At 32.8% G+C, this 18,450-nt stretch carries 16 protein-coding genes; 4 read left to right on the top strand and 12 right to left on the bottom strand.

Annotation, left to right across the window (positions count from 1 at the left end):
- Positions 1-11: 11 nt before the first annotated feature.
- From BUE22_RS06115 to BUE22_RS06060, 12 genes are all read right to left on the bottom strand, one after another.
- Entirely contained in the window at positions 12-3,740 is a 3,729-nt protein-coding gene (locus tag BUE22_RS06115; RefSeq protein ID WP_073394163.1) for a SusC/RagA family TonB-linked outer membrane protein, read from the bottom strand.
- Positions 3,741-3,942: 202 nt separating this feature from the next.
- Positions 3,943-5,052: a FecR family protein gene (locus tag BUE22_RS06110; RefSeq protein ID WP_073394162.1), complete on the bottom strand. Its 1,110-nt coding sequence runs from the start codon at positions 5,050-5,052 to the stop codon at positions 3,943-3,945.
- A 90-nt stretch (positions 5,053-5,142) separates the two neighbouring features.
- Entirely contained in the window at positions 5,143-5,751 is a 609-nt protein-coding gene (locus BUE22_RS06105) for an RNA polymerase sigma factor (protein WP_042567037.1), read from the bottom strand.
- Positions 5,752-6,103: 352 nt separating this feature from the next.
- Complete coding sequence (locus BUE22_RS06100; RefSeq protein WP_073394161.1) at positions 6,104-6,532, bottom strand: hypothetical protein; 429 nt, start codon at positions 6,530-6,532, stop codon at positions 6,104-6,106.
- A 139-nt stretch (positions 6,533-6,671) separates the two neighbouring features.
- Positions 6,672-7,544, bottom strand: a complete 873-nt coding sequence (gene sucD / locus BUE22_RS06095) for a succinate--CoA ligase subunit alpha (RefSeq protein ID WP_073394160.1) — start codon at positions 7,542-7,544, stop codon at positions 6,672-6,674.
- Between the two features lie 84 nt (positions 7,545-7,628).
- Entirely contained in the window at positions 7,629-7,991 is a 363-nt protein-coding gene (locus BUE22_RS06090; RefSeq protein ID WP_042567040.1) for a nuclear transport factor 2 family protein, read from the bottom strand.
- 1 nt (position 7,992) lies between these two features.
- Positions 7,993-8,922, bottom strand: coding sequence for a UDP-3-O-(3-hydroxymyristoyl)glucosamine N-acyltransferase (locus BUE22_RS06085; RefSeq protein WP_073394159.1), 930 nt, complete (start codon positions 8,920-8,922; stop codon positions 7,993-7,995).
- 137 nt (positions 8,923-9,059) lie between these two features.
- On the bottom strand, positions 9,060-9,626 hold the full coding sequence (efp, locus tag BUE22_RS06080) for an elongation factor P (protein WP_042567042.1): 567 nt from the start codon (positions 9,624-9,626) through the stop codon (positions 9,060-9,062).
- A gap of 93 nt (positions 9,627-9,719) precedes the next feature.
- Complete coding sequence (gene lpxA, locus BUE22_RS06075) at positions 9,720-10,505, bottom strand: acyl-ACP--UDP-N-acetylglucosamine O-acyltransferase (protein ID WP_029270176.1); 786 nt, start codon at positions 10,503-10,505, stop codon at positions 9,720-9,722.
- A gap of 72 nt (positions 10,506-10,577) precedes the next feature.
- Complete coding sequence (locus BUE22_RS06070) at positions 10,578-11,966, bottom strand: bifunctional UDP-3-O-[3-hydroxymyristoyl] N-acetylglucosamine deacetylase/3-hydroxyacyl-ACP dehydratase (protein ID WP_073394290.1); 1,389 nt, start codon at positions 11,964-11,966, stop codon at positions 10,578-10,580.
- Positions 11,959-13,002, bottom strand: a complete 1,044-nt coding sequence (lpxD, locus tag BUE22_RS06065; protein WP_073394158.1) for a UDP-3-O-(3-hydroxymyristoyl)glucosamine N-acyltransferase — start codon at positions 13,000-13,002, stop codon at positions 11,959-11,961. The genes BUE22_RS06070 and lpxD overlap by 8 nt, the downstream gene beginning before the upstream one ends.
- 39 nt (positions 13,003-13,041) lie before the next feature.
- Positions 13,042-14,271, bottom strand: coding sequence for an HD domain-containing protein (locus BUE22_RS06060; protein WP_073394157.1), 1,230 nt, complete (start codon positions 14,269-14,271; stop codon positions 13,042-13,044).
- 219 nt (positions 14,272-14,490) lie between these two features.
- Here BUE22_RS06060 and porX point away from each other — a divergent pair, with 219 nt between their 5' ends.
- The 4 genes from porX to BUE22_RS06040 all read left to right on the top strand — a co-directional run bounded on the left by porX (position 14,491) and on the right by BUE22_RS06040 (position 18,432).
- Positions 14,491-16,044: a T9SS response regulator signal transducer PorX gene (gene porX / locus BUE22_RS06055; protein ID WP_073394156.1), complete on the top strand. Its 1,554-nt coding sequence runs from the start codon at positions 14,491-14,493 to the stop codon at positions 16,042-16,044.
- A 109-nt stretch (positions 16,045-16,153) separates the two neighbouring features.
- The gene (gene tsaE / locus BUE22_RS06050; protein WP_073394289.1) at positions 16,154-16,561 is read left to right on the top strand and encodes a tRNA (adenosine(37)-N6)-threonylcarbamoyltransferase complex ATPase subunit type 1 TsaE; all 408 of its coding nucleotides are present in this window, start codon (positions 16,154-16,156) and stop codon (positions 16,559-16,561) included.
- Positions 16,562-16,674: 113 nt separating this feature from the next.
- Positions 16,675-17,148: a GNAT family N-acetyltransferase gene (locus tag BUE22_RS06045; protein ID WP_073394155.1), complete on the top strand. Its 474-nt coding sequence runs from the start codon at positions 16,675-16,677 to the stop codon at positions 17,146-17,148.
- Positions 17,149-17,232: 84 nt separating this feature from the next.
- The gene (locus tag BUE22_RS06040; protein WP_042567047.1) at positions 17,233-18,432 is read left to right on the top strand and encodes an alanine dehydrogenase; all 1,200 of its coding nucleotides are present in this window, start codon (positions 17,233-17,235) and stop codon (positions 18,430-18,432) included.
- The last annotated feature ends 18 nt before the right edge of the window (positions 18,433-18,450 follow it).

Genomic DNA, 18,450 nt, shown 5'->3' with positions numbered 1-18,450 from the left:
TTTTTGAACTATTATAATGAAATGTTTAAAGTAAAAGTGTATTGAGACGTAACCGGCATAGCAACACCTCCAGAATTACGGAACTCAGGATCCTGACCATTTAATTTTTTGTCTGAATAAATTAACCATGGGTTAACTGCAGATCCTTTTAAAGTAAATGTGCTTAATCCTAATTTTTTCTTGAAATCATTAGGAAACTCCCAGCTTAATGAAATATTTTTAAGCCTTACAAAATCTCCATCGGCAATACGAGCATCAGAATAATTATAGGTATTATAAGCTCTTGCCAATGTACGTTCTCCTCCATAATTTGCATTCAAACGTCTGTCTGCAATAACAGGTACATTTGTAAAGTTTTCATCACCCGGATTAATCCAACGGTTTGTAAAATCTTTAGTGAATACTGTTAAATCATCATAAGTACTATCATAAATAGGATTTAAACGTACTTTGTTACCTCCTGACCCTACAAAGAATACGTATAAAGACCAATTTTTATATGTAAATGTATTGGCTAAACCAAGTGATTTATTTGGCTCAATAGAACCTTCGTATTTCAAATATTTAGTCACATCCAAATTGTCCTGAAAATTCGCTTCTGTAATATTATTATCTGCTCCGTCTTGTAGAATAAAAGTTGGTAATCCCTGATTATTTAAACCCGTAAATTGATAAGAATACAATGAATTTCTTGGATGACCAATTGAATTTCCTCCGTTTGCATCTACTAAATCAAATGCAGTTGGTGTATTTTCAAGTTTTGTGATTTTTTGAGAATAAACAGAAAAATTAAGTGTTGTAGACCATTTAAAATCACGATTATCAATGTTTTTGGTTGTAAAACCAATCTCAAGACCTTTGGTTTCCATATCAGCATTATTTCCTTGTCTGATTCTTTGACCACCAATTCCTGAAGTAATTACATAATCAACCAAATCAAAAGCTTTACGGCTGTAAATGTCCGAAGTAAACTGTACTCTGTTGTTAAACATTCCAAGATCAACACCAATGTTGGTTTCGAATTGTTTTTCCCAGGTTAAATTTCCATTTTGTAATTCTTCAATATTAATCCCTGATTCTCTGTCGTCAAGGCCAAAACGGTCTGTGATATAACTTTTGTAAATCGCCAATGAGTTTGTTGCAGGTCCTGCAGTTGCAGTAAGTCCGTACGAAGCTCTTAAAGCTAAAGTATTTACAGATTCAACATTTTTCATAAACTTTTCTTCGGCAACATTCCATTTTCCACTAAAAGTATAAGTTGGCAGCCATCTTGATGAATCACTGTTTCCTTGTCTATTTGATCCGTCATAACGTCCTGTAACAGAAGCTGTATAACGACGATCATACGTATAACCAACTTTTCCGAAGAAACCTACTGTTCTTTCTTTTTCTTCATTAAATCCGTAATAAGAATCTCCTCCGTTGATAATTTTTTCAATTAATCTTGGGTCTGTAAAAGCAGTTAAACCTCTGTCGTATTGTAAACCTGCAGCGGTAAAATTATCGCTACCTCTGTCTACAACTCTTAATTCTGTACCAAATAAACCTTCTAATTCGTGTTTATCATCTAACGTATTTCTATAACTAACACTATTTCTTAAGTTATAAGAAGTCATGTCATTTGTAAATTTTCTTAAGAAACCTCCATTTGGCAATACAGAAACTTTAGGAGCCGTTAAATCATTCGGATCTTGATATAAAAATATATTTTGATCTCTAACCAATGTATTAACACCGTCTTCACCATCCGGAGTTCCAGCTTTATAAGCTCCAACTACGTTTGAATTTTCCATAATCTTGTGCTCACGACTTGTATTTGCAAAACGTGCAGAACCTGTTAAATTATAGTTTAAGTGTGGATTAATTTTATAATCTAAATCCAATTGAAAACGAATATCTTTAACCTGAATTTCCATGAAATTGTTTGCCAATTCATTGATAATATTCATTTTAGCCCAGTTATTTCTGTAGTATTCCAGATTACCATTTTCATCGTATGGTCTTAAAGTTCTGCTTGTATTTAATACATAGTTAAATGGGTTGATATCAAAATCACGAGTTACTTTACCAAAAACAACATCTTTTTCGCTTTCATAACTTCCAGGCGCGCCTTGGTCACGAACAGAAGCCATAGTAGAAAGCGTAACATTTAATCTGTCATTTACATAAAATGTACCTTTAATATTTGATGAAATTTGTTTCACATCATCGGCAATAGTCCATCCCGGATCTGTATAATATCCCAAAGAGGCATAAAATGTATTGTTTTTACCACCGCCAGAAAAGCTTAAAGAGTGATTTTGTGTAATAGATGGTCTAAATAATACACCAAACCAGTCTGTATTTGCCTGTTCGTATTTCTTTAAGAAATTATTACGGCTAACAGGATCATTATTAACCAAATAACTATCTGTTTCTGGCACATAAGTATTTATTGCTCTACCTAAAATATTGTAAGCTCCTCCATATCTTCCGTTTACTGTTGAAGGTAAATCCAGATATCCTTTAGATTCCATTTCTTTGAAGATACTCATAGATTCCTGAGAATTCAGGATATCATACTGGCTGTAATTTGGAACTGCCCTAACAGTTTGTTCCAATGAATAACTCACTTTTAATGGTGCATCTCTACGACCTTGTTTTGTAGTAATAACTACAACTCCGTTTAATGATCTTGAACCATAAATAGAAGTTGCTGAGGCATCTTTTAAAATCTCAATATTTTGAATATCATTGGCATTTAAACCAGCAATAGACGAACTCAATAAAGTCTCTGAATTACCAGACGCTAAATCTGCAAATGTCAAATTGATAATATCTTCCTGAACAACACCATCAATTACCCATAGCGGTTTTGTATCTCCAAAAATAGAAGAAGATCCACGAACTGTAATTTTTGGAGCTGTACCAAATGTTCCTGTAATGTTTTGTACTGTTACACCAGCAGCTTTACCTTCAATCATTCTGCTCACATCTACAACCCCGTCTACTTTTAATTCTGCTCCCGAAATTTTACTTATTGCTCCTGTAAAAGTTCTTTTTGAAGTTTTTTCGTAACCTGTTGTAACTATCACTTCTTTCAGGTTTTGGCCTGATTCGTTCAAAATTACTGTAGGTGAAGTATTTTCAATACCAATTTCTTTGGTTTCCATTCCAACATAAGAAATCACCAAAGCAGTACTATTTGCAGGCATTTCGATAGAAAAATTTCCGTCAAAATCTGTTAATACAGCAATTTTAGTTCCTTTAGCCATAACTGTTGCGCCAGGAAGCGGCACACCAGACGGATCAGTAACTTTTCCTTTAATGATAGGCCCTGCCATTAGCACATCAAATAAAGAATTATTACTATCTAAGTTCGAAAAAGGTTCTAATGAATTGTCCTTCTGTAAAATAATCTGATTACTTACCTCAGAGAAAGTAATATTAAAGGGTTTTAAAATTCGATTAAGTACACTAGACAAAACTTCCTGATTGGCCTCAATTGTAACTTTTTGGTTCAATTGCGGCAATCTTGAATTGTACGAAAACTTTACATGTGCAGATTTTTGCAATTTAGATAAAGCATTATCTAAAGTTAAATCTGAAACAGTAATCGTAACTTTTGTATCTAGTTTTCTTTGTCCATTTACACTGTTCGCCATTGTAACACTTGAAAATACAAGTGCTAAGACAAACTGAAATAGCGTTATTTTCATGATTCGGTGGAGTAATCGTTGTTTAACAACTGGTTTTTTCATAATTTTGGTTTGTTTTGATTAATACTGTTCGAGTGTATTTTAAGAAACACTATGAATTACTTTTTACAGAAAGCAATTCAATTAATTTAAGTGTCGATAATGTTACAGCATTTCGGCACTTTTTTATGTATTTTATTCTTACATAGGCATTTATAAATTTTTAGTTTAAGGGGTTTTAATTAAATTTCTTGAATAATATTTTTTAGTTACAGCCTTTTGATGTTATGGTAATTTGATTTCCATTCATTTCAAAACTCGTATCGTTACCAATGCTTTTACAAATAATTTTAAGTTTCTCCGGCAGTGGCTGATCGCTAAGTGATGTGGTCAAATGGCAATCATTTAATTTATCTTTAGGGTAATCAATATCAACTAAATAAGCTTGTTCGATAGTTTCGAAAATTTGAGCAATCGGAATATCATTAAACTCAAAACTTAATTGTTCGATATTTCCAACACTACGAACCAAAGCTTCATCTTTTGTAATATTGGTTATTTTATTAAAAACCAAATCTTTACGAATAAACCGAAGTGCCTGATTTGGAAGAAGTACGACCTCATGATCTGTAGCATTCGAAATTAAACTATTTGATTTTACCCTTACTTTACCGGTGCGAACAAGAACTTCAACATTTTGCTGGTCCTGATAAGCTTTAATTCTAAAACTAGTACCAACAACTCTTGTTACAATTTCGTTTGCGTAAACAAAAAAAGGCTTTTTGGGATTTTTACTAATTTCAAAGAAACCTTCGCCGGATAAATAGACCTTTCTTTCATTCCCGGTAAAGATTTTAGGATAACTTAATTTACTTTTTGGCTGTAATAAAACCGAACTTCCATCAGATAATGTGATTGTTTGAGAAATGTCTGAATTATTAGTCTGCTCTACTAATCCCTCATTATTTTCTTCTATCAATTCATTATAAGTAACAACAGTATTGTTGATCAGGCTGTTATTTCTAAAAGCCAAAACTGATGATAATGAAATGATTAAAAGAGCAGCAACGCCGCTTAACCAATATTTTCTTAGATAGAAAATTTTTGATCTCGTATTATTAAAATGTTCTTTTTCTTCGATTTTTTTCCAGGTAGATTCCAATGCCTCATGAATCTCATTTTGAGACAGATTAACATCGGTAACTTTCATCGCTAACAATAAAAGTCTGGCATCTTCAACTAATTTGGCTCGTTGACGATTTTCTAAAGTCCATTCCTCCCAGCCTTGTTCATCAATTTTAGATAAAATCCACAATTGAAATGACTGATCAGCTAAAAGATCTTCGATTTCGGTATAAGTATTACGTTTTTGCATCTTAGAATTAGGGTTACAAAAACATAGAGGACACTTTTCTTATTGTATACTCACTTAATTATGATTTTTTTTAAGTTTTTTTTAAGAAATTCAAAAAAGGCCTGAAGATAGCAGTAAAATATAGGACAAATTGCCTTTCCATTCCTTACGAAGACTCAATAATCCGCGGTATAATAAGTTATTTGCCGATTGATAATTAACATCTAATAATTCTGCAATTTGTTCTACAACAAATCCCTGATGATATCGCAGATATAAAGCTTCTTTTTGACGAGGGGGCAAATCGTTAAGTAATTTATTTAAATATAAAACACGTTCTGCAGTCACTTCATCTTCAACAAGTTCATTTTCTATAGAAAAGTCAAAAAGAAATTCGATTGCTTCCGTCGAAGTTGTCTTGCGAAAAATATGATCTCTTTGAAATAAACGGGCAATTCTTTTTCTTACGCTCGATAATAAATACGCCTTTACAACAACATTTTCCTGCAATGTAGTTCTATATACCCAGACATCTGCAAAAACATCCTGTACGCAGTCCTGCACCTTTTCTTCAAAAGGAGAAAGAGAATTTCCATAACTAACTAAATCTTTATAATATCTTTCAAAAAGTTGGGAAAAAGATTTTTCATCACCGGCTTTTAAATTACTCCAAAGAGTATTATCATCTAAAAACTTATTGTTTAAAGTTTGGCTTTTCATATTTATCGAGGCGTGGGAATTATCAAAACAGGCTTTTCTTAATACAAACAGAATAGTATTTTAACATTATTCTTTCGTATTGTTCGATAAATATATAAAAGCAAAAATATAAAAGCAATTTATTTACAAAAAAGGAGCGGTTTCTTAATATAGAAACCACTCCTAACCTTTGACTGTATCAGGGATCTTAAATAAATGTTAAAAAATGTTTTTATTTGAAGAACCTTACAATTGTGAGATTTTACAGCTATTAATATAGGTTTATTCCTTAATAAATTTTGCAAGACTGTATAAAAAAACCTTACTAAATTTTAGCAAGGCTTTTGATAGTTTTATATTGAAAAAACAGCTTTTAGAAAGCTACATTCCATCTTGGTAATTTTGCATTTTCATCTAAGAAATTTTGCAAAACCTGTCCTTCAACTGCAGTTGGAATTGCTTTTACATCTGCATTAAAAGTTTCGTACCAAACTACTTCAAGAGCTTCAATACTTTCTAATTTCATTTGTGCAGGCCAAGAATATTTTCTTCCTGTTTTTGCAAATTGGTGTCCGTTTACGATTTTATCGTATAAACCTCCATTTTTGCTTTTCAAAGTCCCGTCGTTTTGAACAGTCCCTGTAGAAGCAACCATTATTAATTCTTTCGCATCACCTTCAACAGCATATACAACAAAAATTCCTGCGCCACCTTCGGGAGCATTACAAACTTGTTCTAAACTATCTTCGATTGTAAAAGTAAAACTGTTGCTTACTTTAAACTTTTTTAATTCTTTGTACATATTTCTTTTTTTAAGCTTCTGAGGTTCTAAGAAACTGAGTTGCTAAGTTTTTAATTTATTCCTCTACATTTTAAAAATGTAAAAAAGTCTCAACAAATATTGAGACTTTTTTGGAATTTGTTATTTAAAACATTGGAGATTAACCCAATACTTCTTTTACTTTTTTACCAATTTCAGCTGGTGAATCAACAACGTGAATTCCGTTGTCTCTCATAATTTGTTTTTTAGCAGCAGCTGTATCATCAGAACCACCAACAATAGCACCTGCGTGACCCATTGTTCTACCAGCAGGAGCAGTTTCTCCAGCGATAAAACCAATAACTGGTTTACGGTTACCATCAGCTCTAACCCATTTAGCAGCATCAGCTTCTAATTGACCACCAATTTCACCAATCATAATGATGATTTCAGTTTCTGGATCGTTCATTAATAATTCAACAGCTTCTTTAGTTGTAGTTCCAATAATTGGATCTCCACCAATACCAATAGCTGTAGTAATTCCTAAACCTTGTTTTACAACCTGATCTGCAGCTTCATAAGTTAAAGTTCCTGATTTAGAAACGATACCAACAGTTCCTTTTTTGAAAACGAAACCTGGCATAATACCAACTTTAGCTTCACCCGGAGTAATAACTCCCGGACAGTTTGGACCGATTAATCTTGAATTTCTTTCTTTAACATAATTATTTGCTTTAATCATATCTGCTACAGGAATTCCTTCTGTAATAGCAATAATTACTTTAATTCCAGCGTCAGCAGCTTCCATAATTGCATCAGCAGCAAAAGCTGGTGGTACAAAAATAATAGATGTATCAGCTCCAGCTTGATCTACAGCATCTTTTACTGTATTAAAAACCGGACGATCTAAATGGCTAGTTCCTCCTTTTCCCGGAGTAACACCACCAACAACATTAGTACCGTACTCAATCATTTGAGAAGCATGGAAAGTTCCTTCGCTTCCTGTAAATCCTTGAACAATTATTTTGGAATCTTTATTAACTAAAACACTCATGATATATATTTTATGTAGTTTTTAAAATTGTGTTGCAAAAATAAGGTTTTGTAATCTATTTTAACCTTTTTGTCATCAAAAAAATTAAGAAAATTGACTCATTTGATAACCGCGATAAAGTTTGTCATCTTTAATTTGCCAAATTGTAGCAAAATGAGCTAATAACATTTCTTCTCGTGGGTTTTCAATCGTTTTCACAAAATGTGAGTAACGTATTGAAACTAAATCATCTTCGGCAATTATATGGCTAATTCTCACTTTAGATCGCACATAAGCACGACTTAATTCATTGGCCATTGCGAGCATCGAATCATAATCCATCTCAATCAATCCTTTGGTACTATTCCAATCCAACTTTACATCGGGATGCAAATAAGTTTTCATGATTTCGCTATCAATTAAGGCATCCGACTTATAAAATTTTTGAACAAATTCTTTTATAGACATATTACTTCAATTTACTTAGAATTTCAGGAATCTTTTTGATATTGGCTAATTGTTTTAACTTTTCTCTTGATTCTTCTATTGGAGTTCCAAAATAAGATTTTCCGCCTTCTACCGATTTAGTAACACCGGTTTGTCCCATAATAACCGCCTTCGCTCCTATTGTTATACCACTTGTGGTACCAACTTGTCCCCAAATAGTTACTTCATCTTCAATAACAACGCAACCAGCAATACCGGTTTGTGATGCAATTAAACATTTTTTACCGATAACTGTATCATGACCAACATGTACCTGATTATCAAGCATAGTTCCCTCACCAATTGTTGTATCTCCTGTTACTCCTTTGTCTATTGTACAAAGAGCGCCAATGCCAACATTGTTTTCGATTACCACTCTACCACCAGAAATTAATTGGTCAAAACCATCCGGACGTTTTTTATAATAAAAAGCATCGGCTCCTAAAATAGTTCCCGCGTGAATAATCACATTATCACCAATTACAGTATGATCGTAGATAGTAACATTTGGGTGTATTATACAGTTTTTTCCAATTGTTACATTGTTTCCAACAAAACAATTAGGCTGAATTACAGTTCCTTCTCCAATATTTGCAGAAAGAGCAATTGAGACAGTTGTTGCCTGAAAAGGTCTAAAATGTTTGGTTAGGGTATTGAAATCTCTGAAAGGATCATCAGAAATCAAAAGTGCTTTACCTTCAGGACAATCTACTTTTTTATTAATTAAAACAATAGTCGCGGCAGATTGTAAAGCTTTATCATAATATTTAGGATGATCAACAAAAACAATATCGCCAGGTTCGACAACATGTATTTCGTTCATACCTAAAACCGGAAAGTCTTGGTCTCCTATAAATTCGCAGTCAAGCAAATTTGCAATTTCTCGTAAAGAGTGAACTTTTGGAAATTTCATATTTTATAATTAGAAAATTTGTCAATTAGAGAATGTGTCAATTAGGAAATGTGTCAATTAGAAAACAAAATTATTCAATTTTCTGCTGCTGCATCAATTTTCTAATTGACTCATTGACAAATTATCTAATTAAAAAACTACTCTTTTACACGCTCCATGTAAGAACCTGAAGCTGTATCAATTTTAATTTTATCACCTTCGTTGATGAATAAAGGAACGTTTACAGTTGCTCCTGTTTCTACCGTAGCAGATTTTGTTGCATTTGTAGCGGTATTTCCTTTTACTCCTGGCTCAGCATAAGTAACTTCAAGAACTACAGAAGATGGCATATCTACAGATAAAGGCAAATCAGTTTCAGTATTCACCTGAACCATTACACTTGTTCCTTCTTTTAACAATCCCGGAGCATCCAGAATATTTTTATTCAAAGAAATTTGCTCATAAGATTCTGTATTCATAAAATGAAACTCATCTCCTTCAGCATATAAAAACTGATAATTATGTGTTTCTACACGCACATCGTCAATTTTATGTCCTGCAGAAAATGTATTATCTAATACTCTTCCTGTAGTTAAACTTCTCAATTTTGTTCTTACGAAAGCTGGTCCTTTTCCAGGTTTTACGTGAAGAAATTCAACAATTTTATAAATATCATGATTGAATTTAATACACAATCCGTTTCTAATATCTGATGTAGATGCCATTTGTTTTTATTTTATTTAGTATTTTGTTTAATCGTTAAATCGTTTATCTGTTTTCGACTTAACGAATTAACAAATAAACGATTAAACTTTTATTTAATAGTTTCCTGAATAACCTTTCATGATTCCTCTGGATGAATTTCTGATAAAATCTAAAATTTCATCTCTCTCAGGAGTAGCTTCCATTTCTGCTTCAATAATACTTAAAGCCTGAGTTGTATTGTAATTTTTTTGGTATAAAATTCTGTAAATCTCCTGAATTTCTCTGATTTTCTCAGTACTAAATCCTCTTCTTCTTAAACCAACCGAATTGATACCAACATAAGACAATGGCTCTTTTGCTGCTTTTGTATATGGCGGAACATCTTTTCTAACCAAAGATCCACCAGAAATCATAGCATGATCGCCAATATGAATAAATTGATGAATCGCTGCCAAACCTCCAATTACAGCATGATTTCCTACCACAACGTGACCTGCAAGAGCAACTCCGTTTACGATAATAGCATTGTTTCCAATCTCGCAATCATGCGCAATGTGTGCGTAAGCCATTACTAAACAATTGTTTCCCAGAATAGTTTGTCCTGAAGCAACTGTACCTCTATTTATAGTAACACATTCTCTAATGGTACAATTGTCACCAATTATAGCAAGAGAATCTTCTCCGCCAAATTTTAAATCTTGTGGCACCGCAGAAATTACCGCTCCTGGAAAAATATTGCAATTTTTACCAATTCGGGCGCCTTCCATAATGGTCACATTTGAACCAATCCAAGTCCCATCACCAATAACAACATTATTGTGAATTGTTGTAAAAGGCTCAATTACAACGTTTTTAGCGATTTTAGCGCCAGGATGAACATATGCTAATGGTTGATTCATCTGTATCTTTTATATTTTATTAAAATAATCTAATTTGGGCAACAAACGTAAACAATAAATTTGATTAAATTATTATTGTTTTTTTACAATTTGTGCCATTAATTCTGCCTCGGTAACTAATTTACCATTTGCGTAAGCATTTGCCTGCATATGACAGATTCCTCTACGGATAGGAGAAATCAATTCGCATTTGAAAATTAATGTATCTCCAGGCAATACTTTATGTTTAAATTTAACATTGTCAATTTTCATAAAGTACGTTAAATAATTCTCAGGATCCGGAACTGTGCTTAAAACCAAAATTCCTCCTGTTTGAGCCATTGCTTCAACAATTAAAACACCTGGCATTACCGGAGCTTCCGGGAAATGTCCTACGAAGAAATTTTCATTCATCGTAACATTTTTCAAACCAACTACATGGCGATCAGACATTTCTATAATTCTGTCAATCAACAAAAACGGTGGACGGTGTGGTAACATCGCCATGATTTTGTGAATATCCATCAAAGGCTCTTTATTTAAATCATAAACAGGAACATGATTTCTTTGTTCGATTTTTATGATTTTGCCAATTTTTTTAGCAAACTGAGTATTTACGTAATGCCCTGGTTTATTAGCAATAATTTTCCCCTGAATTCTAACTCCGATTAAAGCTAAATCTCCCACAACATCTAATAATTTATGACGTGCAGCTTCGTTTGGATAGTGTAACGTAAGGTTGTCTAAAACACCATTTGGTTTTACCGAAATTTTATCTTTGCCAAATGCTTTCTTTAGATTTTCCATTGTAGACTCAGATATTTCTTTATCTACATAAACAATAGCATTGTTTAAATCTCCACCTTTAATTAATCCGTGCTCTAATAAAGATTCTAATTCATGAAGAAAACTAAAAGTTCTTGAATTTGCGATTTCATCTTTAAAATCGGCAATGCTTTTCATCGTTGCGTTTTGTGTACCCAAAACTTTAGTACCAAAATCAACCATTGCAGTAACCTGATAGTCGTCGCTTGGCATTACCAAAATCTCACTGCCAGTAGCTTCATCAGTAAAGGAAATAACTTCTTTTACCACATAAACATTACGTTTAGCATCTTGTTCTTCGATTCCGGCATTTTCTATAGCTTCAACAAAATATTTTGAAGAACCATCCATAATAGGTAGTTCAGAAGCATTTAATTCTATGATAACATTATCCAAATCACATCCAACTAATGCAGCCAGAACGTGTTCCGGAGTTTGAATTTTTACACCTAATTTTTCTAAATTTGTACCTCTTTGTGTATTAACAACATAATTAGCATCAGCCTCAATCACTGGTTGTCCTTGCAAATCTACTCTTACAAAAGTGAAACCATTATTAATTGGAGCTGGTTTAAAAGTCATTGTAACTTCTTTTCCAGTGTGTAATCCAACTCCTGTTAGCGAAATTTCATTTTTGATGGTCTTCTGTTTAACCATTATTTCCATTTTTTGGGTTTATTATTTGTTTTTTTAATTCGTCCAGTTCGGCAACAATTTTAGGTAAATTCTTAAAATGAACATATGATTTGTTAAAATCACCATATCCAAGCGATGGAGATCCTTGTAAAATCTCATCATCTTTGATGTTTCTTGCAACTCCCGACTGCGCCTGAAGTCTTACATTATTACCTATTATTAAGTGGCCTGCGATACCAACCTGCCCGCCAATCATGCAGTTTTCGCCAATTTTTGTAGAACCCGCAACGCCTGATTGAGCGGCAATTACAGTATTTTTACCTATTTCTACATTATGGGCAATCTGAATTTGATTGTCTAATTTAACTCCTTTTCTAATAATCGTAGAACCCAGAGTTGCTCTGTCTATTGTAGTATTGGCACCAATATCTACATTATCTTCAATAATAACATTACCAATTTGTGGTACTTTACTATATACACCTTCTTCATTTGGTACAAAACCAAAACCATCTGCACCTATAATAGTTCCTGAATGTATGGTGCAATTATTGCCAATTACGGTTTCAGAATATATTTTAGCCCCGGCAAAAATATACACATTATCGCCAATAACAACATTGTCGCCAATAAAACTGTTTGGATATATTTTTACATTATCCCCCAAAACTACATTCTGACCTACATAACTAAAGCTTCCTAAGTATAGATTTTCTCCATATTTAGTACCCTCAGATATAAAAGAGTGAGCTTCAATTCCATTTTTATTCAATTTTACCTGATTATAAAAATGCAAAAGTTTAGAAAAGGAAGCATATGCATCCTCCACTTTTATTAAAGTTGTAGTGATTTCGGCTTCGGGTACAAAGCTGTCGTTAACAATAGTTACGCTCGCTTTTGTAGTATATATATAGTTGATATATTTCGGGTTAGCCAAAAAAGTAAGCGATCCTTCCTCGCCTTCTTCAATCTTAGAAAGTCGAGAAACTTCTGCATTGGGATTCCCAACAACTTCTCCTTCTAAAATTCCTGCTATTTGTTCTGCTGTAAATTTCATCGCGACAAAAATATAAAAAATAGATTTTAAATGTTAATTTTAGATAAGTTGTTTTGGAAAACAGATGTAATATTTTGTGACCAGTTTAGATAACGATTTCAAATTCAACTGATCAGAGGCTTCAACAACGTCTTCAATTGTTTTATCTTTTTTCAAAATTCGTATCGGTTCTGCCTCTTTACTGTATGCCTGGTTTTTTATTTTACCTCTAAAAATAAAATATCCGGCATCTACAGCCGAAATATGATGTTCCTCTGCGAACTCTTCTTTTAAAGATTGGGATTCTTCCATCGGAATCTTTTCTGCACTCAACTTTATCTTCAGTAAATCTCTGTTAATGATCATTTTACTTAATGTAGAAAGTATAAAATCATCTTGTTTTTGCCAGGCTTTTAAAGCGCTAATAATATCAAAATCATCTAATTGAGAAAATAAATCCAATTTTTCTGCATCAAAATTCTCTAATGTAATTTTGTTTTTCATGAAATACAAAAGAGGTTCACTGCAAGGCAAATTCACTCCTTTTAATGTAAGTTCTTTGGCTCTTTTTAAAACCTTCATCAAAATTAATTCGGCAACCAGACTAGTTTTATGCAAATATGCCTGCCAATACATTAATCGTCTTGAAAGCAGAAATTTTTCAACAGAATAAATTCCCTTTTCTTCAATAACCAAAACGCCATCAACAACATTCATCATCTGAATCAAACGCTCAGAATTTACGTTTCCTTCTGCAACTCCGGTATAAAAACTATCTCGTTTAAGATAATCCATTCGATCCATATCTAACTGACTTGAAATCAGTTGTAACATAAATTTTCTATGATATTCACCTTTAAAAACCTGAATGGCCAAACTCAATTTACCGTCAAATTCATCATTTAACTGATTCATGAATAATAAAGAAATAGCTTCGTGATTTACATCCTCTACAATACTTTTTTCCATGGCGTGCGAAAATGGTCCATGTCCAATATCATGCAGCAAAATAGCAATCAGCAAAGCGCATTCTTCCTCCTGAGAAATTGCAACTCCTTTAAATCGAAGTGTTTCAATAGCTTTTTGCATCAAATGCATACATCCTAAAGCATGATGAAAACGGGTATGATTTGCTCCCGGATATACCAAATAAGACAATCCCATTTGCGAAATACGCCGCAAACGCTGAAAATACGGATGCTGAATTAAATCGTAAATAAGTTCGTTTGGGATGGAAATAAACCCATAAATGGGATCATTAAATATTTTTAATTTATTTATGTGGGTCACTATGTGGTTATTTTTTGGTCAACAAATATAAGTAATTAAGTATAAACAGCTTTGGGTTTTTAACTTAAAAAAATGCGATTTCACCTTATTAATTTCCTTAATTAAAATAGATCTAAAATTAATTTTGAAAAAAAACTGAATTTGTTATTCTGAATTTTATACTATTTTTAATACTTTTTAAGTTCTATACCTTTAAATTGCATTAAAATTAATTTGTTTATGGATAAGATTAAAATACTTTGGGTTGATGACGAAATCGATCTTTTAAAACCACATATATTATTTCTGGAAAAGAAAAACTACACGGTAACAACTTCTAATAACGGACTGGATGCCATAGCTTTATTCGAAGAAGACAATTTTGATATTGTTTTTTTGGATGAAAATATGCCGGGAATGAGCGGCTTGGAAACACTTTCTGAAATGAAAGAAAAAAAGTCAGCCATCCCAATGATTATGATCACCAAGAGTGAGGAAGAATATATAATGGAAGAAGCTATTGGTTCTAAAATTGCTGATTATTTGATAAAACCGGTAAATCCAAATCAGATTTTACTGAGTTTAAAGAAAAATCTGGACCATTCAAGATTAATTTCAGAGAAAACTACTTTAGACTATCAAAAAGAATTTAGAAAAATTTCTATGGAATTGGCCATGGTTAATTCTTATGAAGATTGGGTAGAATTATACAAAAAATTGATTTTTTGGGAATTAGAACTTGAAAACATTAACGATCAGGGAATGATTGAAATCCTTGAATCACAGAAAGTTGAAGCCAATTCTCAATTCGGAAAATATATTGAAAGAAATTATGAAGATTGGTTTGAACCAAAAGCCGACAGGCCAATTCAATCTGATAACTTATTTAAAGAACTGGTTGTTCCCGAAATTAAAAAGAAAGACAGACCTGTTTTATTTGTTGTAATTGATAATTTGCGTTACGATCAATGGAAATCTTTTGAAACCGTAGTTGCTAATTATTACAAGTTAGAAAAAGAAGTTCCCTATTTCTCCATACTTCCCACCGATACCCAGTATGCCAGAAACTCAATTTTCTCAGGTTTAATGCCTGTTGAAATGGAGAAAAAATTTCCTGAATATTGGAAAAATGATGTTGAAGACGGAGGAAAAAACCTTTATGAAGCCGAATTTTTATCGGCACAATTAAAACGTTTAGGTTTAAATATAAAAGAAGATTATTTTAAGATCACCAATTATGCTGGTGGTAAAAAATTAGCCGAAAACTTTAAAGCCCTAAAAGGCAATGATTTGGTAACTGTAGTTTACAATTTTGTAGATATGTTATCGCACGCCAAAACAGAAATGGATGTTGTAAAAGAGCTCGCTTCTGATGATAAAGCCTATCGCTCGTTGACATTGAGCTGGTTTAAAAACTCACCGTTATTAGAGATTATTCAACAAGCTCAACTTTTGGGATTCAAATTAATCCTGACTACAGATCATGGAACGATCAATGTAAAAAACCCTTCAAAAGTTGTTGGAGATAAAAATACAAGTTTAAATTTGCGTTACAAAACGGGACGTAGTTTGACTTACGAGCAAAAAGATGTTTATGTAGTCAAAGAACCTAAAAAAATTGGTTTGCCTGCAATAAATATGAGCAGTTCGTTTATTTTTGCCAAAAATGATTTGTTTTTGGCCTATGTAAACAACTATAATCATTATGTAAGTTATTATAAAAACACATATCAGCATGGCGGAATTTCGTTAGAAGAAATGATTATTCCGTTTTTGGTATTCAACCCAAAATAAAAATATAGCTACGAATTTCACTAATTTTCACGAATTGTTTTTTTCTTTCAATGTGAAAAATTTGCGAAAATTAGTGAAATTCGTGGCAAAAAAACACCAAATACAAGCAATGAATATCGTTTTTTCATTAGATCAGATTCAAGAAGTAGCAGAGCAGATTTTAGCTCAAAATCCTAAAAAAATCATTCTTTTTAACGGAGAAATGGGTGTTGGAAAAACTACTCTCATCAAACAATTATGCAAAAATTTAGGAGTTGAAGATACCACAAGCAGCCCGACTTTCTCTTTGGTCAATGAATACTATACCGTTAGCAATGATATAGTGTATCATTTTGATTTTTACAGATTAAACAAAGAAACCGAAGCACTTGATATGGGGGTTGATGATTACTTATATTCAGGAAACTGGTGTTTTATTGAATGGTCTGAAAAAATTGCAAATCTAATTCCTGAAGAACATTCTACGGTTACAATTGAGTTATCTGAAGATGGAAAACGTAAACTTGAATTGGTTTAAAAATTATTTCACAGAGTTTCACAAAGTTACACAGAGAAACGTAAAAGAATAAAAAAACTTTGTGTGCCTCTGCAAAATCTTAGCGAATCTCCGTGAAACAACACACATATATAATGAACATCCAAAATACCGTAGAAATAATTCCCTTTTCAGAAGATTTAAAAGAACACATCAAGATCTTAAACTTTGAATGGCTAAAAAAATATTTTAGAGTTGAAGATCAGGATGTATTAACACTTTCAAATCCGCAGGAAGAAATTATAAATAAAGGCGGAATGATTTTTTTTGCCAAATATAACGATGAAATTTTGGGAACAGTTTCTTTAATGAAAATTGATGACAAAACTTTCGAATTGAGCAAAATGGCTGTTTCCGATAAAGCACAAGGACTGGGAATTGGAAATAAACTTTTGGTACATTCTATAGCTGTCGCAAAAGAAAATAACATCAAAAAACTGCATTTATATTCGAATAGAATCCTGCTTCCGGCGATTCATCTCTATGAAAAATTTGGCTTTGTCGAAGTTCCTTTAGGAAATGTAAATTATGAAAGAGCCGACATCAAAATGGAAAAAATAATTCCTTAATATTAGCTTTTAGTATTAGCAGAAAATTTGCACTAATTTTAAAACTTTTTACGTAATTTGTACCTCTAATTTTTCGCACAACCCATGTCAATAACCTTAACTCCATTTACGAAACAACAATTGTTGCCACAAGAAGAAAAACTTGAAGTTGGCCGATTTAAAAGAGAACTATTCATAGGAATACCGAAGGAAACTAGTTATCAGGAACGTCGTATTTGCCTGACACCAGACGCAGTAAATTCGTTAACATACGAAGGACACCGCGTTATGATCGAGTCAGGAGCCGGAGAAAGTTCAAGTTATTCTGATAAAGAATATAGCGACGCAGGCGCGGAAGTAACAAAAGACACTAAAAAAGTTTTTGGCTGTCCAATGTTGCTTAAAGTTGAGCCGCCTACTTTGGCTGAAATCAAAATGATTAATCCCGAAACGATTATAATTTCGGCTATTCAGTTAAAAACCAAAAAGAAAGAATACTTTGAAGCGTTAGCGCAGAAAAAGATAACAGCACTTGCATTTGAATATATCAAAGATGAAGACGGTTCTTACCCGGCCGTAAAATCTTTAAGCGAAATTGCAGGAACAGCTTCTATCCTAATTGCATCAGAATTAATGATTACAGATGAGTTTGGAAAAGGGCTTTTATTCGGAAATATTACCGGCGTTCCTCCTACCGAAGTTGTAATTTTAGGAGCCGGAACCGTGGGCGAATTTGCAGCAAAAACAGCAATTGGTCTTGGTGCAAACGTAAAAGTTTTTGATAATTCGATTACAAAATTACGTCGTTTACAAAATAATTTGAATCAAAGAATTTTTACTTCTACAGTTCAGCAAAAAGCACTATTAAAAGCTTTACGACGTTGCGATGTTGCCATTGGTGCGATGCGTGGTAAAGAGCGCTGCCCGATTATTGTTACAGAAACAATGGTAGAGCACATGAAAAAAGGTGCCGTAATTGTAGACGTTAGTATTGATACTGGTGGCTGTTTTGAAACTTCGGAAGTTACTACACACGAAAAACCAACTTTTATAAAGAGTAATGTTTTGCATTATTGCGTACCAAATATCCCGTCAAGATATTCCAAAACTGCTTCATTATCAATAAGTAACATCTTAACTCCTTACTTACTTCAAATTGCCGAAGAAGGCGGTTTAGAAAGTTCGATCAGATGCAATAAAGGACTTAAAAACGGGGTTTACTTATATCACGGAATCCTAACAAATAAAGCAATTGGCGAATGGTTTGATTTACCGGATAACGATATTAATTTACTTGTATTTTAAAAGAACTTTAATGTACCT

The sequence above is a fragment of the Flavobacterium pectinovorum genome, from assembly GCF_900142715.1.
Lineage (GTDB): Bacteria > Bacteroidota > Bacteroidia > Flavobacteriales > Flavobacteriaceae > Flavobacterium > Flavobacterium pectinovorum.
This window is presented reverse-complemented; position numbering and strand designations above follow the sequence as displayed.